General features: G+C 52.5%; 16 protein-coding genes. 9 read left to right on the forward strand and 7 right to left on the reverse strand.

Translation table 11 applies throughout. From position 1 onward, the window contains the following. Positions 1-106: 106 nt before the first annotated feature. The 3 genes from ACF8D4_RS11960 to ACF8D4_RS11970 all read right to left on the reverse strand — a co-directional run bounded on the left by ACF8D4_RS11960 (position 107) and on the right by ACF8D4_RS11970 (position 3,062). Positions 107-508 (reverse strand): hypothetical protein, encoded by a 402-nt coding sequence (locus tag ACF8D4_RS11960; protein ID WP_044733678.1) that lies wholly within the window; start codon positions 506-508, stop codon positions 107-109. A gap of 312 nt (positions 509-820) precedes the next feature. Beyond that, complete coding sequence (locus tag ACF8D4_RS11965; protein WP_025889188.1) at positions 821-1,129, reverse strand: hypothetical protein; 309 nt, start codon at positions 1,127-1,129, stop codon at positions 821-823. 4 nt (positions 1,130-1,133) lie between these two features. After that, complete coding sequence (locus ACF8D4_RS11970) at positions 1,134-3,062, reverse strand: hypothetical protein (RefSeq protein WP_392465573.1); 1,929 nt, start codon at positions 3,060-3,062, stop codon at positions 1,134-1,136. A gap of 330 nt (positions 3,063-3,392) precedes the next feature. Between ACF8D4_RS11970 and ACF8D4_RS11975 the strand changes: the two genes are divergently transcribed. Beyond that, the gene (locus ACF8D4_RS11975) at positions 3,393-5,300 is read left to right on the forward strand and encodes an ABC transporter ATP-binding protein (protein WP_392465574.1); all 1,908 of its coding nucleotides are present in this window, start codon (positions 3,393-3,395) and stop codon (positions 5,298-5,300) included. A 44-nt stretch (positions 5,301-5,344) separates the two neighbouring features. Then, entirely contained in the window at positions 5,345-5,797 is a 453-nt protein-coding gene (locus tag ACF8D4_RS11980; protein WP_025011297.1) for a DUF2390 domain-containing protein, read from the forward strand. Here the strand turns inward: ACF8D4_RS11980 and ACF8D4_RS11985 are convergent. After that, complete coding sequence (locus ACF8D4_RS11985; RefSeq protein ID WP_144216758.1) at positions 5,757-7,370, reverse strand: GMC family oxidoreductase; 1,614 nt, start codon at positions 7,368-7,370, stop codon at positions 5,757-5,759. The genes ACF8D4_RS11980 and ACF8D4_RS11985 overlap by 41 nt on opposite strands. Positions 7,371-7,389: 19 nt before the next feature. Next, positions 7,390-7,896: a hypothetical protein gene (locus ACF8D4_RS11990; protein WP_025011298.1), complete on the reverse strand. Its 507-nt coding sequence runs from the start codon at positions 7,894-7,896 to the stop codon at positions 7,390-7,392. Positions 7,897-8,018: 122 nt separating this feature from the next. Here ACF8D4_RS11990 and ACF8D4_RS11995 point away from each other — a divergent pair, with 122 nt between their 5' ends. The 3 genes from ACF8D4_RS11995 (at position 8,019) to ACF8D4_RS12005 (ending at position 10,228) form a co-directional block, all read left to right on the forward strand. Then, positions 8,019-8,996 (forward strand): hydrolase, encoded by a 978-nt coding sequence (locus ACF8D4_RS11995; protein ID WP_392465575.1) that lies wholly within the window; start codon positions 8,019-8,021, stop codon positions 8,994-8,996. Continuing rightward, positions 8,980-9,237: a YheU family protein gene (locus ACF8D4_RS12000; RefSeq protein WP_025011300.1), complete on the forward strand. Its 258-nt coding sequence runs from the start codon at positions 8,980-8,982 to the stop codon at positions 9,235-9,237. The genes ACF8D4_RS11995 and ACF8D4_RS12000 overlap by 17 nt, the downstream gene beginning before the upstream one ends. 103 nt (positions 9,238-9,340) lie before the next feature. After that, complete coding sequence (locus tag ACF8D4_RS12005) at positions 9,341-10,228, forward strand: phosphoribulokinase (protein WP_025011301.1); 888 nt, start codon at positions 9,341-9,343, stop codon at positions 10,226-10,228. Between the two features lie 345 nt (positions 10,229-10,573). On the opposite strand, the gene ACF8D4_RS12010 is transcribed toward ACF8D4_RS12005, so the two are convergent. Continuing rightward, on the reverse strand, positions 10,574-11,356 hold the full coding sequence (locus ACF8D4_RS12010) for a tetratricopeptide repeat protein (protein ID WP_025011302.1): 783 nt from the start codon (positions 11,354-11,356) through the stop codon (positions 10,574-10,576). 356 nt (positions 11,357-11,712) lie between these two features. Here ACF8D4_RS12010 and crp point away from each other — a divergent pair, with 356 nt between their 5' ends. From crp to ACF8D4_RS12030, 4 genes are all read left to right on the forward strand, one after another. Next, positions 11,713-12,348, forward strand: a complete 636-nt coding sequence (gene crp, locus ACF8D4_RS12015; protein WP_025011303.1) for a cAMP-activated global transcriptional regulator CRP — start codon at positions 11,713-11,715, stop codon at positions 12,346-12,348. A gap of 84 nt (positions 12,349-12,432) precedes the next feature. After that, positions 12,433-12,780, forward strand: a complete 348-nt coding sequence (locus tag ACF8D4_RS12020) for a PepSY domain-containing protein (protein ID WP_144216762.1) — start codon at positions 12,433-12,435, stop codon at positions 12,778-12,780. Further along, a complete protein-coding gene (locus tag ACF8D4_RS12025) occupies positions 12,761-13,435 on the forward strand; it encodes a response regulator transcription factor (protein ID WP_025011305.1) in 675 nt (224 codons plus the stop codon). The genes ACF8D4_RS12020 and ACF8D4_RS12025 overlap by 20 nt, the downstream gene beginning before the upstream one ends. Further along, the gene (locus tag ACF8D4_RS12030) at positions 13,435-14,766 is read left to right on the forward strand and encodes an ATP-binding protein (protein WP_025011306.1); all 1,332 of its coding nucleotides are present in this window, start codon (positions 13,435-13,437) and stop codon (positions 14,764-14,766) included. Before ACF8D4_RS12025 ends, ACF8D4_RS12030 begins: the two co-directional genes overlap by 1 nt. Before the next feature lie 92 nt (positions 14,767-14,858). Here ACF8D4_RS12030 and ACF8D4_RS12035 read toward each other — a convergent pair whose 3' ends face one another. Beyond that, positions 14,859-18,317, reverse strand: coding sequence for a zinc-dependent metalloprotease (locus ACF8D4_RS12035; RefSeq protein ID WP_392465582.1), 3,459 nt, complete (start codon positions 18,315-18,317; stop codon positions 14,859-14,861). Positions 18,318-18,323: the final 6 nt, after the last annotated feature.

The following is an 18,323-nucleotide window of genomic DNA, read 5'->3' on the forward strand; positions in this document are numbered from 1 at the left end:
CTATTTGACAATGGGAATCATATCAACGCCTTGGGCATATTTTTGCACCACAAACTAGTAGAAATTTGACAAAATTTCGAAGAGTCACGACAGTCCTGTATAATCTTTAATTCTGGTATAAATGAACTTCTTTTGATAGCACTTGTAAATCTAATCCTACAGATGGATATAATATCGAATAGATAAGATCTCCATTTTTGTATTTATGCATTACCTCACCATTAAGTTCACACTTGAGTCCTAGACGTTGCGGTGACTGTATCAATTCTTCCACTGAGCAATTTTCGCAGCTTAACAGTAACAAATCTAAAATTGTATTTTGTTCACAAAACCCACCCATGACCATCTGCTCGACTTCTACAAACTTAACAACAAACTCTTTATCCCTATCACTTAAATGTAGAAACAAGTTTTTCTTAAATATTCTTAATGACTTGACATCGAAATCATGAAGTGAAGGCGCCACAACTTCAGCGGCATCATTAAGCATAACTTTTATTTCATTCATTTTTAACCCATAAAATTCACCTACCTAAATAACTATTCCAAATAGTAGTTCACTGCACCGATATCGTCTAAAAGTAGTAACTTGACGCAGTTAGAACACTAAGCCTGTTGAGCTGGGTTCAATAACACATGTCCGGAAACTCTTACGCTACAAGGGTTCTCAAGGTGTAGCACAAATAAAATCTGTTAGTTAGAACAAGGAGCCTACGATCTGCCAAGAATTATGGGTTTCTCCATTTTTCTCTAGCGCAGCATTAAGACTGAGTGTCCATATTCTTCTGCTTTTTGAATCAGACTAAGAAATAGCCCAGTCCTAAACCAGCTTATTCTCCACAACACTAAAGTAACTAATTTCGTACTCTGCCCCTAATTCCAGTTTCAGTTTTTCCCAAATGTCTCTCCCTTCTAAGTCAAATTCCTTCTCTTCATCAAGATTAGAAAAACCAGATTGACTAGGATCATGATTATTAAGAGTTGAATCATAAAGGTCTTCCCATTTAGATATCTTCTCTTTTAATTCATCCGATATAGAAAGCTTTCTCGAATCTAAATTTTCTAAACTATCAACATCCCAAAGAGCATAACATTCATAATCAGGCAAAAGCTTTAATCTATTAGGCATATTTTCACTCCGAGATATATGGGGTTAAACGCGATTGAGGGTTCGCACCAACAATAAAGCCATTGTCGGAAATTGTAACACTAATTCGATGTCGAGTATCGTTATAGACAACATCATAAATAGTTCGACCTCTGTTTTTCCCCTGATACCCAACTACCTTTCCTTGCGTTACTGCTGTCATAACCGCATCTGGTATTTGGTCAGCATGTATACCAACACTAGCAAAATCTTGCTCATGACGAACCATAATATGCTCAAGGCCTGCTTGCTTATTTCCTATCTCCAAGAAGACTACTTGGCCATTTTGTGTCTTTCTGATATCTACGACATTTTCAGGAGTATGCTTTATACCATTAGCACTTAACTCATCCAAGAGACCTTGACGATCAAGAGCTTTTAGTTGATTTACGTGTTTAGCATGAAAAGCACTATTGAGAGCACTGTCTCCCGTATTCGGAACACCTTTTGGATTCTCCTGACTTTTCAAAGGAGTGTCAACATCACCCTTTGGTGTCTTGCTATTCAGTGGAGTCTGGTGTTTCCCGATATAAGTTTGAACTGCATGGTCGTTCCGAACCGCCTTTTGGGCCTTGGCGATATCTTCCAATACGCTGCTGGCCGGGCTGATAATCCTATTGGCCCGTTTCTTTGTCACCAAAAGGAACATCAGGATCACCCCAAAGACGCTGCCAACCAGCGCCGCAAGCAGGACAAGAGACATCTCCAACATGCCATCCAAACTGACCCGGCTATGCATATAACCGGCTATTTCGGCCAGCTTATCTTTGGGAAGGGCGTCCAGATAACGCAGTGGCAGTGATTGCAATAAGGCCCGGACATACTCGTCTTTTAACAGCAAGATCAGCATTTCCATCGCCTCACCTGTGGCCTTCAAGCCATTTTCACCGCGGGCACGCCATTGGGCCAGTTTGGCCTCCAGAGCATCGACATCGCCTGTCATTATCGCCTCGAGCAACAAAGAAAGACTTATCTCTGCTTCCTCGAGGAATGCCATCAAGCCGCTGAAATCCAGCAAATCGTCCATGAAGCTGGCTGTTCCCTGACTCAGCCCCTGTGTGTAAGCCTGGCCAGTCTGCAAGGCTTGTTGCCAGATTTGCTGTTGGTTGAACTGTTCTCGCTGAGCCGTCAGCTCCGCCAGCTGTGCATCCACTTTTTGCCTGAAGCTGTCACTGATTTGCTGAACATCCGCCTGAGCGGCCAACTGTTCGCTTTTCTTGGCCATTTCCGCTGCCGCGGTGTCCAGCGAAGCCGCCAACTGACGGTAGAGGTCGGGTAACCTTTGCTCTGCACTTTGGCGCTCAGCCTCATCGCCGAAGATCACTGTGGCTTCCCCGTTGGGGCAATCTTCCAGGCAGGCCCAGCCCTTGGCATTCAATACCCCGCTCTTTTGCGAACCATCACTGAATTCGACTCTATAGGGCACCTTACCGGCCGCCGTCTCCTCTTTGTCATCGTAAACCAGTTCCAACTCCAACCTGCGTCTGGCTTGAGCGAACTTGGGGCTGATTTTGGCCGTTGGCGCCGTGGTGGGCGCAATCTGAGTAAGGCTGGGATCCGGGCTGTAAACAGGTTCGATGGCCGGGGCCAGGCTGCCGGTGGATGTCTTAAAGTGAGCACTGCTGCCTGCAGAGGCAAAACGCTTTTGGATCTGATTAACAGCGTGAGGGGAAATACCTTCTTGAATGTTGGTAACCCACTCGCCTGATTGATAACGAAATAGTGGCAAGGTTGGAGTATCACTGAGGATCACTCTGCTGCCATCGGCCAGTTCCCGCTTGAGCTGCTCGAGCGAGCGCCCGGACGGCGCCAAAGATACCAGTTGTTCATGGCTCAAGCTTTGCCAGTTAGCCTCAATCTGCCCGGCATCGCTGAGATGCAACTCAGCCATGCTGACTACGCGGATTACGCCCATCTACGACTCTCCCTGTCTGCCCCAAGGTAATTAGGTTACCCCTTGGTAAAACTCCTTGTTTCCTGTGGCGCTTTTTTGAGCGCGCCTGGATGGTACTGCAAGTTTTTACAAAAAGCAGCTCAGAAATATCTGAAACTTTGGCTTTTTCCGATATTTTTCGCGTCGTTAGCCGTAAAACTATACTTTTGAGGGGAGTCTTTCATTCGAAATGATGACCTACTTTTACACCCAGGTGCCAGCTCACAGCAAAGTGTTGCTGCTATAGCCTGAGGCCGGGGTTCTGGGCTATCATCTGGCCCCATAAATTCAGCGTATTCCAAAGCAGTATTCATGATCACCATTTCCGATGCCCAGTTGATCCGTGGCACCAAGACCTTGCTTGACGAGGCCTCATTGACTATTTATCCCGGCCACAAGGTGGGATTAGTCGGCGCCAACGGTACGGGCAAGTCCTCATTGCTGGCCCTGATTTTAGGGCAACTACACCTGGACAAAGGCGAGATCAGTGTGCCATCCCAGTGGCGCATTGCAACTGTCGCCCAGGAAACCCCGGCGCTGGAGGTATCGGCACTGGAATATGTGCTCGATGGCGATCGTGAGTTTCGCGAGCTCGAAACCCAGCTGGCGAAAGCTGAAGCAGAGGATAATGGCCACAGGATAGCCGAACTGCACGGCAAGCTTGATGCCGTAGGCGGCTACAGCATACGCGCCCGTGCCGGTACCCTACTGGCAGGTCTTGGCTTTACCGAGGCCCAGCAGAGCCATCCGGTGAAGAGTTTCTCCGGCGGCTGGCGGATGCGTCTCAATCTGGCGCAGGCACTGCTGTGTCGCTCGGAATTATTGCTGCTCGATGAACCCACCAACCACCTGGATCTGGATACCATGTACTGGCTGGAGGGTTGGATTAAATCCTATCAGGGTACGCTGGTGCTGATCAGCCACGACCGTGACTTTATCGATGCCATAGTGGACGAAATCGTCCATGTGGAACACCAGAAACTCAACTTCTACAAGGGTAACTACAGCGCCTTTGAACACACTCGCGCCGAGCGTATGGCCCAGCAACAGGTGGCCTATGAGCGCCAGCAGCGAGAGCGTGCGCACATGCAGTCTTTTGTGGACCGCTTCCGTTACAAGGCCAGTAAGGCCAAACAGGCCCAAAGCCGCCTGAAAGCACTGGAAAGGATGACTGAGTTGATGCCTTCCAAGGCCGACAGCCCTTTCTATATGGAATTTCGCGAGCCGGATGCGCTGCCCAACCCCTTGGTGAAGATGGAAGATGTGTCGGTCGGCTACGGCGACAAGGCTATTCTCAACAAGGTGCATCTCAATCTGGTACCCGGCGCCCGCATCGGTTTGCTGGGGCGCAACGGTGCCGGTAAATCCACCCTGATTAAGTTGTTGTCTGAGCAGCTCTCGCCCATGCGCGGCCTGTACGAACCCAATCCCGGGCTCAATATCGGTTACTTTGCCCAGCATCAGATAGAGTTTCTGCAGCTGGATGATACCCCGCTGCAGCATCTGCAGCGCCTGGCACCCAATGCCCGCGAGCAGGAGTTGAGAGACTTCCTCGGTGGTTTTGGGTTCCAGGGCGATATGGCACTTGCCCAAGTGCGTCCCTTCTCCGGTGGTGAAAAGGCCCGTCTGGTGCTGGCGCTGCTGGTTTGGCAACGCCCCAATCTATTGCTGCTCGATGAGCCCACCAACCATCTGGATCTGGAGATGCGCCACGCCCTGACCGCAGCGCTGCAGGGCTTTGAAGGCGCCATGGTGATAGTGTCCCACGACCGTCACCTGCTGAGACTCACCTGCAACGACTATTACCTGGTCGATGGCGGCGAAGTGCGGATGTTCGATGGCGATCTGGATGACTATCACCAGTGGTTGCTGGATGCCGCCAAAGCCGCAACGGCAAGTGTGTCTCAGGTTGACGAAGCCTCACCGGCCCAGGACAAGAAGCTGCAAAAGCGCCTGGAAGCTGAATTGAGGCAAAAGCTATCACCGCTGAAGAAACGTCAGGCCAAACTGGAAGCCGAGCAGAGCCAGGCTACCGACAGATTGGCGGAGCTGGAAAATCTGCTGGCGGATACTTCTCTCTACGAGGCCGAACAAAAGCCCAGACTGACGGAGATCCTCGCCGAGCGCACCCAACTTTCGCAGGCGCTGGAAGAGAGTGAAATGAACTGGTTGGAACTTCAGGAAGAGATAGACACCATCGAAGCCGAGTCAGGCCTTTGAGCCGGGGAAACCCGGGTGTTGAGATTGCAAGCAAGGAGAAAAGCGTGCCACATACGAGTCTGTTTACCTCTAGTCTTTGGCAGGAATGTGAAACACTTTACCCGGCGCTGGAAAGCCTGCTGATAAAGCTGCAGGATGAACACGGCCTGATAGTCAACCTCTTGCTGCTGGCGCTGACCCTGGACAACAAAGGCGTTAGTCTTAACCAGGGCTCATGGGCCCAGCTCCACAGCGAAGTTGAGCAGTGGGAAAGCGGCATTCTGCGCCCCTATCGGCGGCTGAGACGCCTGGCCAAACCCAACCTGGGACAAGCCGAGTACCAACAGATGTTGGATGTCGAGCTGATGATGGAACGCAGAGGGCAGCAGCTGATATTGCACAAACTCAATGGCCTGCCTCGCAGCGTCACTGAAGACAAGCAACACAATCTCAGTACCTATCTGGCACAGTTCAACCTCAGCCCTCAGCAACATCCTGCTCTGCTGGCTCAGGCTTGAGCCTCCGAGCCAGCAAGCTGGCGTTGCGTGCAGTCAAACCATAGATACTCAGCTGTGGATTGGCTCCCAAACTGCTGGGGAATACAGAGCCATCCATCACCGACAGATTGCTGTAGTAATGCGCCTGGCCTTCGCTGTTCACCCAGGATAACTGCCTGTCTTCCCCCATGGCGCAGCCACCCATCACATGCGCCGAAGCCACTATGGTCTTCAGTGGCGCCAGCGGCATCTCGGCAATAACCTGTTTGGCCTCTTGCCAGGAGGACAAAATTCCGGCGCCCTCATTGATGGGCATAACCTGCTCGGCGCCTGCGGCAAACTGCAGCTCGGCCATGCTGGCAAAGGCCCTTCTGGCGGCGGCAAACAAGGCCGGCGTCAGGGGGTAATCCAGGGCAGTACCTTTATCTGTCAGCAATACCTGGCCACCGGGCAATTCCGGCGAAAAGCCATCCCGGATCAGGGCTATGGTGACCTGCAGATGATTGAACCAGGACATCAGCTCGGCATGCTGTGGCCCATAGCCCAAGGTCTTGGAGGCAATAAGCACAGGATGCACCGGCGGTACCTCCAGCTTATATCCAGGTTGACCAGTGGCACCATCTTGCCAAACAAACTGATCCGAATATATCGACTGCGGTGCACCGGAGTGGGCATTGATTGCTTCCCGAAAGCGGGCGCCGCTGAGTACGGTTGGGTGTAAACAGGTCTGCTTGCCGAGGCGCTGATAGGGATCTGTCATTTGTGAGCGCAGCAGCAATGCCGGAGTGTGGATTGCTCCGGCCGCCACCACATAATGACGGGCGCGGATCATCAATTTGACACCTGTAGGCTTGTTATAGCCATCGAGCGCCTCGGCTCTAAGGGCAAAAACCCGCTCACCATGATGCTCGAAGCGTTCGGCGCGAACATGGCTGTATAGCTCTGCCCCGGCATTCAGGGCAGCCGGTATTGTGGTGACCAGCATGGATTGCTTGGCATTCACCGGGCAGCCCATGCCGCAGTACCCCGTGTTCCAGCAGCCCAGCACATTGCGTTTGATAACTGTGTAGTCCCAGCCAAGCGCGACACAGCCATCCCTGAGGGCCTGGTTGTTGCGGTTGGGATCTATCGGCCAGCGACTGATATTGAGCCTTTGCTCCATCTTGTCGAACCAGGGATCCAGCTCGCTGCGGGACAAACCTTTAACCCCAAGGCTTTGCCAATAATCCAAAGTGGCTTTGGGGGTGCGAATCGAAGTAGTCCAGTTGACTGTGGTGGAGCCGCCGACCGACTTACCCTGGAAAATACTGATCCCCTTATCCTGGGTCTTCATGGCCGCCGCTTGCTGGTAGAGTTCTGGATAGGCGCGGCGCTCCTCCATGACAAAGTCAGAGGATGACTTGAGCGGCCCGGCCTCCAACAGCAAGACTCTGAGCCCCGCCTGAGTCAATACTTCAGCCGCCGTGCCACCGCCGGCACCTGTGCCTATGATGACAACATCCGTCTCCAGTTCAAGATCCTCGGTCAAAGAGGCTCCATCTGTATGTTTCCAACCTGCGGCCAGCCCGGCCAAAATGGGATCAGCTATCGGCAAATGTGTCTCCAGTCGGGTATCAGAGTGCCAGTTTTGGCTTGTTATAGTTGAGTCTGTCCCAATGCTCAGGGCAGGCATAATAGCTTGCCATCAACAACTCTCTGAGACCGAGATAAGCTTGTTGCAGCAGCTCCATCCAAGAGCTGCGCCAGGATTCCAGCATCTCGACCAATTCATTGGGGCTGCGCAGCATTAGAGGCGTCATGCTGCCACTCAGCAAGAGTAAACCAAAGCGGTTTTCCAGGATGTCGAGCAGTTGTTCCAACTCCTGACGCTGGGCCTTAGGTAGCCATTTCAGGGTTTGATTGACCGCATCCAGAGTGCGATTGATGGCACTGCTTCTATGTTTGTTAATCTCCGGCAACGCTCCTTCCAGCAACACGGGGATCAAGGCACCAAGCAGAAGGTCATGGGGCTTTTCGTGCTCACTCAAGTTGGCGATTTCCTCCTCCTCATAGAGGCTGACACCCAATGCCAATGCACTGGTTCCCCCCAAAGCCCAAAGCAGAAACTGCCGTCTTTGCATGCCTGTCCTCCTGTCATTCCCCTGCACTCAGCTGTGCTGACATCTGTGTTACAATCCTGCCAATAACCAATTAACCACAGCAAAGTGCCCACGGCAATAGGCCATTTCGCAAGCGAGATCCCATGAGCAGTAGTTTTCGTCCGCCCTGGTGGGCCAGGAGCCCCCATTTTCAAACGATCATACCTGTTTTGACCAAGGTGGCAGGGCTACCGCTGCGGCGTGAGCGGCTGGAGCTGGAAGATGGCGACTTTATCGACCTCGACTGGCTCAAGACGCCAATCCCAGGTAAGCCCTTGTTGGTAATACTGCACGGGCTGGAAGGCAGCGCCGACTCCCACTATATCCGCCGCCTGCTGTGCGAGTGTCAGAAGCAGGAGCTGGCAGCCGTAGTGCACCATCACAGAGGCTGCTCGGGTGAAGACAATCGCCTGGCGCGCAGTTACCACAGTGGTGATACGGCCGATATCAGCCATAGCCTGCAAACCCTGAAGCAGCGCTATCCCCATTCGCCTCTGCTGGCGGTGGGTTACAGTCTCGGCGGCAATGTACTGGCCAAGTACCAGGGAGAATTTGCAGATAAAAGCCTGCTCAGCCGCGCCGCCGTGGTATCGGCACCGCTGGCGCTGGCATCCTGTGCCAAGCGGTTGGAGAAAGGCTTCTCCAAAGTTTATCAAAGTTATCTTATCCGCCAATTGCAGCAAAAAATGCTGCTGAAACTCGAGCGGGGCAACAGCCAGTTGCCGCTGAATGGTGAAGCCATCAAACGGCTGAACACCTTTTATGATTTTGACCATCAGGTGACTGCACCGCTGCACGGTTTCAACGGTGTCGATGACTATTATCAAAGGGCCAGCGCCTTGCCTTTATTGGGTAAGATAGCCAAACCGACCCTGATACTGCATGCAGCAGACGACCCTTTTATGACTGACGCCGTAATCCCTTCATTGGAGCATCTGCCCGCCTGCGTCGAATATGAGCTGCATGCCAATGGCGGCCATGTGGGCTTTATCGAGGGCGGCACACCGTGGCAGCCACGCTATTATCTGGAGCAGCGATTGCTGCGTTATCTGACGGAGTCAACCCATGCTGATACCCTATGAATCCCTGCTGCAACTGCCCAAGGAAACCCTGGATAACCTGATTAAGGAATACCTGCTTTCCCAGGTGGAAGACGGCAGTTTCGATGCGCTGGGTGACAAGGCGTTGGAGCAGGCCATCGGCAAGTGCCGCCTGGCGCTCAAGAGCGGCCATTTACTGGTAGAATTCAGCGAAGATGACGAGTCTGTTGCCATCCGCTCCCGCGAGGAGATCATGCGGCGTACCCCACTTGTCGACGATTGACCCGTCCCCCTGCATTCCTTTATAAGTAGTTAACTAAAGGTTAACGGGTCAGATAACCACAGCGTCGGCCCGCAGCCCAAGCTCTTTGAAACAGGTAGGAAAAATGTCTGCAAAACATCCAATTATCGCAGTGACAGGTTCATCGGGTGCCGGAACCACGACTACCACAACCGCCTTCAGTCACATCTTCAGACAACTGGGGATCAACGCGGCCATGGTGGAAGGGGACAGCTTTCACCACTATACCCGCGCCGAAATGGAAGTGATGATCCGCAAGGCCAAGGCCGAAAACCGCAACATCAGCTATTTTGGCCCGGAAGCCAATGACTTTGCCCGTCTGGAGAAGTGTTTTTCCGACTATGCCGGCACGGGACAAGGGGAAACCCGCTCCTACCTGCATACCTTCGATGAAGCCGTGCCTTACAACCAGATGCCGGGTACCTTTACTCAGTGGCGACCGCTGCCGGAAGACACGGATATGCTCTACTACGAGGGGCTGCACGGCGGTGTAGTGACCGGCGAAAGCAATGTTGCCCAGCACGTGGATCTCTTGATTGGCATGGTACCCATAGTCAACCTGGAGTGGATCCAGAAGATCATTCGCGATACCTCTGAGCGCGGCCATACCCGTGAAAAAGTGATGGGCTCAATCGTGCGTTCGATGGACGACTATATCAATCATATGACGCCACAATTCTCCCGCACTCATATCAATTTTCAGCGGGTTCCTACGGTAGATACCTCCAACCCCTTCAGCGCCAAGGATATTCCCAGCCTGGACGAAAGCTTTGTGGTGATCCGCTTTCGCGGCATCAACAATGTCGACTTCCCCTATTATTTGAAGATGATCCAGGGGGCTTTTATGTCCAGGGTTAACACCCTGGTCGTGCCGGGAGGCAAGATGTCACTGGCAATGGAGCTTATTCTGACACCGCTGATCAAAGACCTGATGGATAAGCGCCAAGCCCTGCTGGAGCAGGATATTGAATAGGCTGGATGCAGATAAATTTTGGCTTCAGACTCGATTAAGTTTGATTTAAGTCTAAAGGGGTAAATTACAGTCATCGGGATTTCAGGCGAAATACTGATGGTTGACATACTCTTGGGGATAGATTCCCCCATCTTGATCTGTTTGTTCCCTCGAGTATGTCAACAACCTACCCTATTTTAGATGCCCATAATGGGCATTTTTTATTGCCCGAATTCGTGCTCCCCATGCAAGCGTCAGTTTCTTCCTCTGACGCAAACACAATCAACCACAGCTAAAACTTCAACCAAAACCCCAGCGTTCGGCAAAGGGATTATCCGTATCGGCTTGAAGCATTCACAATGGGCGTTATTCCATCAAGGGCACCACTTCACGGTAAGGCTTGTGACTGCGATAACTCTCCAGCCGCTGCCGGAATTCAAGCGCCTTACTGAGATCCTGCGACTGCTCCAGCGCTGCAATGGCCTGCTGCTGAGTCGCCACCGCGGCGGTAAAATCCCCTAATTCGGCGTAAGCTGCCGCCAAGTTATCGAGATTGGTGGGGTCCTGATTGTTGTCTTCCAGTAGTTGCTTGGCAAGCGCCAACGCCCGACCACCATCGCGGTACTTGGCTTCGGGACAAGTGGCCAGGATCCAGGCTGCATTACCAAGAGAGATGTCATCACCGGCCGAGCTGAAAAACGCCACAGCCTTGCCGCAATGGCGGTTAACCCCTTCACCACCTGAAGCATAGAGAAAGCCCAGTCTGAACCTGGCCCAATGGTTGCCCTGCTCCGCCAACGGCAGATACCAACGCTCGGCCAGCGCCAAATCCCGCTGCATCAACTTGCCTTCAAATGCCAGGTCTGCCAGGGTTTGCTGCGCCTTGGTTTCGCCCCCTTCGGCAGCCTTGGTCAACCAGGCGAGGCCGGCAATTTTGTCCTCGGCAACGAAACGGCCGGAGAGGTACATCAAACCTAGCAGGTACTGAGCTTCCACTTCACCATTGGCGGCATTGAGCTGAATATAGGCCAGTTTGCTGGCGGCAATTTCCTTGCTTGGCTGGGGAATGGCAAAGGCCTGTAACTGTCCGCTGAACAGACTCAAGGCCAACATGGCAGCCGCTGCAATTAAGGGAGATTTCACTCTGATACCCTTTGATAATCTATGCATACAGACTCATAAATTAGCCCGAACCCGGCGTGAAAGTCGAGGTCAATCCAACAATAAAACGCTAATAGTAGCCCTCAATGGGCTTGGCGAATTGTGAGCAAGGTGAAGAAGATGTGATTTAACCTACAGACTGGAGCGATTCCAGGGGCTTTTAATCTGTATTGGTTGACATGTATCACTAAAGTATCAGAATGATAACCAAGATTAGCGATTTAATTGCGTTGATTCACTCAGTCTAAACTAAGACCTGGTTCAAAGTTTACTCTTTGATATTGACGTAAAATCCTTATTTAGAATATCCTTACTTTCGTTTTAATCAATCGAGGAACATAGGCATGGCTCTGATTGGTAAGCCAAAACCAGATCCGACTTTGGAGTGGTTTTTATCACACTGTCACATTCATAAGTATCCAGCCAAAAGCACTCTGATCCATGCTGGTGAAGATTCAGACACTCTGTATTACATAGTAAAAGGGTCTGTTGCCGTATTGATTAAAGATGAAGAAGGTAAGGAAATGATCCTCTCTTACCTGAATCAGGGCGACTTTATCGGTGAACTGGGTCTGTTTGAAGAGCAAGCCGAGCGTACCGCTTGGGTTCGCGCCAAGCAAGCCTGTGAAATTGCTGAGATCTCTTACAAGAAGTTCAAGCAGCTGATCCAGGTTAACCCTGAGATCCTGATGAAGCTGGCCGCTCAGATGGCACACCGTCTGCAAAGCACCAGCCAGAAAGTGGGCAACCTGGCCTTCCTCGACGTGGCCGGTCGCATCGCTCAGACCCTGTTGCATCTGGCTAAACAGCCTGATGCCATGACACATCCAGACGGCATGCAGATCAAGATCACCCGTCAGGAAATCGGTCAGATTGTTGGCTGCTCCCGCGAAACCGTGGGCCGCATCCTCAAGATGCTGGAAGAGCAGAACCTGATCCAGGCGCACGGTAAAACCATAGTAGTTTACGGTACCCGCTAAGCCAGCTTCAGCTTGATTTAAGCCTGATTCTATAGAGTGGCCAAGGTAATAACCTTGGCCACTTTTGTTTTTCAGGAGCATCAATTGAGAGGGCTATTTTTCATTTGCTTTATTAGCCTGACTTTGAGCACTGCAAAGGCTGAAGTGGTCAGTCCCCACCTGGAACCCGATCACGATATCGCCAAGGAATTAGTGAAATCCGGGACGATCCTCTCCCTGGATGCCACTCTCTCTCAGCTACAATGGGTGTGCCATGGCAAATTGATTGACGCTCATCTCTATCAGAAAGAGGGTGAATGGCGTTATGATTTGCAGATAAAAGTCGAACATGGCCATATCGTCAGTCTGAGTCTGAATGCAGGCACAGGTTTACACGATGATCTAATCCCATTACCGAGCGAATGTCGTCCCAATGAAACTTCTACTCGTTGAAGATAATGCCCTGCTGGTTGAAGAACTGGCAAAACAACTAAAGCAAGCAGGCTATGTCACGGATGTGACCGACAAAGCCATAGAAGCCGACTATCTGGTCAAAGAAACCCAGTATGACTGCATCATTCTCGATATAGGCCTGCCCGATGGCAACGGCTTGCAGTTGCTGGAAAAATGGCGTCAGCAGGGGCTGACCACTCCTGTGATTATGCTGACCGCCCGCAGCCAGTGGCATGAAAAGGTTGAAGGCTTCAATGCCGGCGCCGACGACTATCTGGGCAAACCCTTTCACACCCAGGAACTGCTGGCCAGACTGCAGGCGATAATCCACCGCACCCATGGACGTGCCACTGTGCCCGGCAAGCAATTAAACTTCGGCGGCGTCAGTCTGGATGAAGCCGAGCAGACTGTGACTGTCAATGGTCAACGTTTCGACCTGACCGCCATGGAGTTTCGCTTGCTGAGGATCTTCTTGATGTCACCCAAGAAGCTGCTTTCCAAGGCACAGATCACCGACAAGCTGTACCAGTTTGATGATGAGAAAGAGAGCAATGTGGTCGAGGTCTATGTCACCCATCTGCGCAAGAAACTGGGTAAGACAGCGATAGAAACCCGTCGCGGCCAAGGTTATATCTTTCACGGCAGCCAATCCTGATGATGTCCATCCGCACCAAGCTGAGCCTGTGGCTGACAGCACTGGTGTTACTGAGTACCCTGATAGGCCTGGCGTTTATGGAATCCATGCTGCGCCAGGCATTTCACGACTCTATTATCAACCGCTTGCAGGAAGATCTGGAGCAAGTGGCGCTGGCCACTCACCTCAATGACGGTGAGATCCTGATAGATCAGAGCCTGCTTTCCGGCTTCTACAAACCCGCCTATTCCGGGCGCTACTACCAGCTCAATCTGCCGGATCGGGAGATCCGCTCCCGCTCCTTGTGGGATCAACGCCTGGAAATAGTGCAATTGGAGCCAGGGCAAACCCGTGCCTGGCAAACCAAAGGGCCACAGAATCACGACATTCAGCTATTGTCATTGGGGCTGACCTCAAGTAGCAAGAAGATCAATGCCACCCTGACGGTGGCACAGGATCTCAGCATAGGCCGCAAGGTATTTACCGAGGTTTATGGCACCAAACTGAGTGTCAACCTGGCCATGTTGCTGGCAATGATCCTGGGAATATTTCTGGTATTGCGGCAATCCTTCAAGCCGGTGAAGCAGATAAAACAGGCGCTGGCCAAACTCAGGGAGGGGGAGATCAACTCGCTGTCGCTGGAGACTATTCCTCCCGAAGTCAAACCTCTGGCCGAAACCTACAACGAGCTGCTCGAATACACGAGTAACCAAATTCAGCGCAGCCGCAACAATCTGGGCAATCTCAGCCACGGCCTGAAGACGCCACTGGCAGTGATGCGCCAGCAGGTAGAAGCGCTGGGGCTGAAAGATCCCGATACCGCCAGGGCACTGGAGCAACAACTGGATCAGATCCACAAGATGATAGAGCGTAAACTGGCGGCGGCGCGGATCACAGGCGATATGCTGCCGGCGGCACAGTTGGTGCTGCCAAGGGATCTGGAGAGCCTGTGCCAGACCCTGGACAAGGTGCATAGACACAAGCAGATTAGCTGGCGCTTCGATATCAGTGATGGTATTCCCAGACTGCCAATCCACAGAGAAGACGGCATGGAACTGCTCGGTAACCTGTTGGACAACGCCTATAAGTGGGCCTCAAGCCAGGTGTTGGTGAGGGTGTGGCAACATCAGGGACTGGTGTATGTCAGCGTCGAAGATGACGGCCCAGGAGTGGCAGAGGAAAACATGCAAACCCTCACCCGCCGCGGCAATCGCCTGGATGAAGAGATCAATGGTCATGGGCTGGGGTTGTCGATAGTCAAGGATATTGCCGAGCAGTATCAGTTGGATATCGACTTCTGCAAGAGCCCGGCACTGGGCGGACTCAAGGTTTCACTGACCTTCAAGGCCTGAAGGTTAGCCTGGCTCCTCAAAGAGTCACTCAGACAAAAATAAAGAACCCAGCCTAGGCTGGGTTCTTTGTTATCAAGCTGTCAGACCTTGGCTCAATCGAGTACAGGCAGGTAGCTCAGAGCAAGACGATCGCGGCTCAGTTGACCATTGAGTATCTCACCCACAGTGCCGCCCTTGAGCTGCTGCGCCAGCAGTTCAGGAGAAGCCGAGGCGATAAACTGCTCCACCTCCTTGATGCGGGCAATCAGCGCCAGCGCCAACTTATTCTCGGCGGTCGCGGCGTAGATTTTACCGTTAAGGGACACTTGGGCCTGCATATCCAGCCCAGGGGCAGCCTGATGAATACCGACATATTCACGCCATACCCTGGCCTTCTGCTCACCCTGATAGTCGCTATCGACCGATGCCAACACCACTTGTCTCAGCATCATCTGCAGCAGGTTGCTCTTGCCTTTGGGTTGACCATTGACGGTATCAAAGCCGAAGAAGCGCGATACTGTACGGTCATAATTGGGCAGAGGCTCTATGCTCTGGCTGGCAAAATCGCTGTAGTAAGGCAGATACGTTTCCAGCTCAGGGCTGCTGTTGCAGGCATCGGCAAACAAAGGCTTGCCATTGCTAACCAGATCCGGGCCATTACCCAGCGCCATGCGGCAAAGCATATCTTCGAACAGCTTGCCGGTTTGTGGCAGATCCACCAGCGCCTTGTGACCACGGCTGGAAGTCGATCTCGGAGTCGTGCGACTTACCAAGGCACGCACTGCCAGCAGTTTGTCCGGCCATACCCCAAGCACATCACGCTCGTTGACATAAGGATGGTTGGGCGAGCCTTCAGGCGCCTTGATCCCGTTCAGCAAACGACCGGCGAAGGTCACATCGGCGCTCAACATATCCCGGAACTCTTCCTTGATACCATAGTTGATGATAAGTTCCTTCAATGCCTCTGGAGAGTCGGCAAACCTGCTGATCACTTCACCCGGAGCAAACTTCATGGTCATGTCGGCGCTCTTGAAGCGATACTGCTCCAGCAACTTGGCAAAGTTGTACTGCTGTCTCAGGGCTGCCTGGCCATCTGCAGTGCGGAAGGTGACATCTACCACGGCATCATTTTCACCGGCAAGGCGCAGGAACAGGTCTGCCGCCTTGTTCATCGCCCTTTGGTTGGCACAATACCAGGCATCCTGGCCGGCTGCGACTTTCAGCTGACAGTCGTTGGCGAAGAAGTTTTCCGGCAAGTCGAACAGCCCCTCGAGGAAGCTGACATCTTCGATAAACTGGCGGATCTCATCAAACTGACGCTTGCGGGCAATGGTGTAACCCAGGCTGTGGTCTTCATAAAGCGACTGACGGTTATGTCTCAGGTTACTGGTTTCATAGCTGTCCTGATATCTGTCGATATAGAACTGGGCGATGTCATCCAGGTTCTGACCGGCATCACTGCGGTTACAGTTGCTGTTGAGCGACACATGCTCGTCGGTACAGAAGGCATAGCTGCGCAGCTTGTGGTCGCGGGCAATGTTGTAGAGCGCACCGAAACGTGTCTCGCCCTGGATCACTCCTTTTTGCAGCTCATCACGACGCTTGGCATCTTCGTCTTTAAGGGAGACAAAGTCGCCGTTGTCGGCCTCAACTTCACGGGCATAACCGAAACGCAGCGCCGCCAGGTCATAGGGCTCAAAAGTGGTCGCAAAACGGTTAACGTTGTAGTCCATCTGGCTGGAGAACTCGGCGTTCACTTTCAGATCAGGATAACCGGCACCGGCAAAGGCCTGGTTAAGTGTTTCCATTTCCTGTTGGTTGAAGGTGTTGTCACCATCGCGGCTACCGGCGAAGTTGTGTCTCAGGCCGAAGTTGTGGCCCAGTTCATGGGTCAGGGTACCGGCAAAGGCCTGGGCGGCCAGCGCAGTGCTCAGGCTATCCTGCAGATCCAGGCTCAGCTTCTCGAATGCCTGCAGCTTACCGCCAACATCACCATTGACCCACAACTCGGCATTCTGCCAATCAATCTTGTGGTCCTTGACACCGGCCGGCAGCATTCTTTGCTGACCACCTGCGGCAAACACAGTGTCGACATGCATCAAAGTATGCTCGGACCAATAGTCACGGCTGGCTTCATCGAAGTCGGCCAAGGCGTTGAACTGCTGCTCAGCGGGCTTGAGTGGCAGAGCTGCCGGAGTGGCGGCGACCATCACATCGGCGGGCTTGTCCAGCGCCGCAGGCACAGCTTGCAATGTGGTGGAAGCCACTGGCTTAACCACGGCTTGCTGATAAGGCACGCCGGTGAGCGCTTCGACCGAAGCCGCATCCAACTTGCCGCGGTTATAATCCAGCATCAGTTGCCGATAGTAACGCACCGCGCCTTGCTTGAGGTTGGAGCTGTATTGGTTAACCCTGGCGCTGACAATCTCCCCTGTCAGTGGGTTGGCTGCTGATGGACCGTAACCGGCCAGACCGTTATCCAGAGGCTCATCAAATAGAGTGATATGGTTATAACGCAGATCGCCATGGCGTTTATCGCCCGCCTGCTCCAGCTTAATCTGTGGCAAGCCGGTATGATAACGGCTGTTGGCGATATTCATCGCGGTCACAGATTCGATAGCCGCATCCAGGAAAGGCTTGTTCTTGGGCTCATAGAAGTTGTTGGACAAGTAGTACACCAACTCACCCTTAGCCGGGTTGAAGCGGTTCAGGTAGGTACGAACATAGCCATCCACCCCTTCTGAGTCGGTTCTGTCCCGATAGCTGTGACTGGAGTTGAAGAAACCAAAGGTGCCCTTCTCGTGCTCGCTGTAAGGAATGGGTTGATAATCTTCACTGGCCAGCTGATCCAGCGCCACTATGGAGATAAATTCCGTGGTGGTGAACGACAGATTATCCAGATTGCCACCGTAAAACTGATTGAAACACTGGCCCGATGCCTGATAGGTGTGTTCAATCTCGAAGTTGATCACGCCCTTGTCCAAGTCCATTTCATAGCCTTTGTAGGCTCCGGCATTGACCAGTTTTGGGGATTCAGTTTCGGTGACGCACTCACCAAACATAAAGATATCGTTGATCCCCAGCTCGGCAATCTTGGTGTCGGCAAAGTCAGGCACAAAGAAGCGCTTATCCTGCCAGGTCAGGTTGGCATCTGTATTGACCTGCTCAACGTTGATGCATTCACGCCACTTGTCTTCGGTACATCTGAAGTCTATGTACTCACCGGGGATAGTCAGTACCGGGGCCTGGTTGATGCCCTCCTGGTAGCGGCTGTCATGACCAAGACCTATGGCGTCCCGGTCCAACTGGCGAACCTGAATACCATTCTCTGTCTTGTGCAGGGTCACCAACTTGGGATCCCCCTGGCTGAAGCCGCGGATAGCGGCGGCATAACGCGGCGCCTTGCCGACACTGCGGATATAGAGGTATTGGCGCTCACCGGCCTTCTCTATCGAGTCGCTGCTAATCTGTTTCTCATCTTTGGGCAACTCCTTGTACGGTTCTTCTCCTGCCCCACATCCTGCGAGTGCCAGGCTGGCTGCTATCGCCAGGCTCAGACTTGACTTCTTCATTTAATC

This window comes from Shewanella sp. YQ_9 (assembly GCF_043103185.1).
GTDB lineage: Bacteria > Pseudomonadota > Gammaproteobacteria > Enterobacterales > Shewanellaceae > Shewanella > Shewanella algae.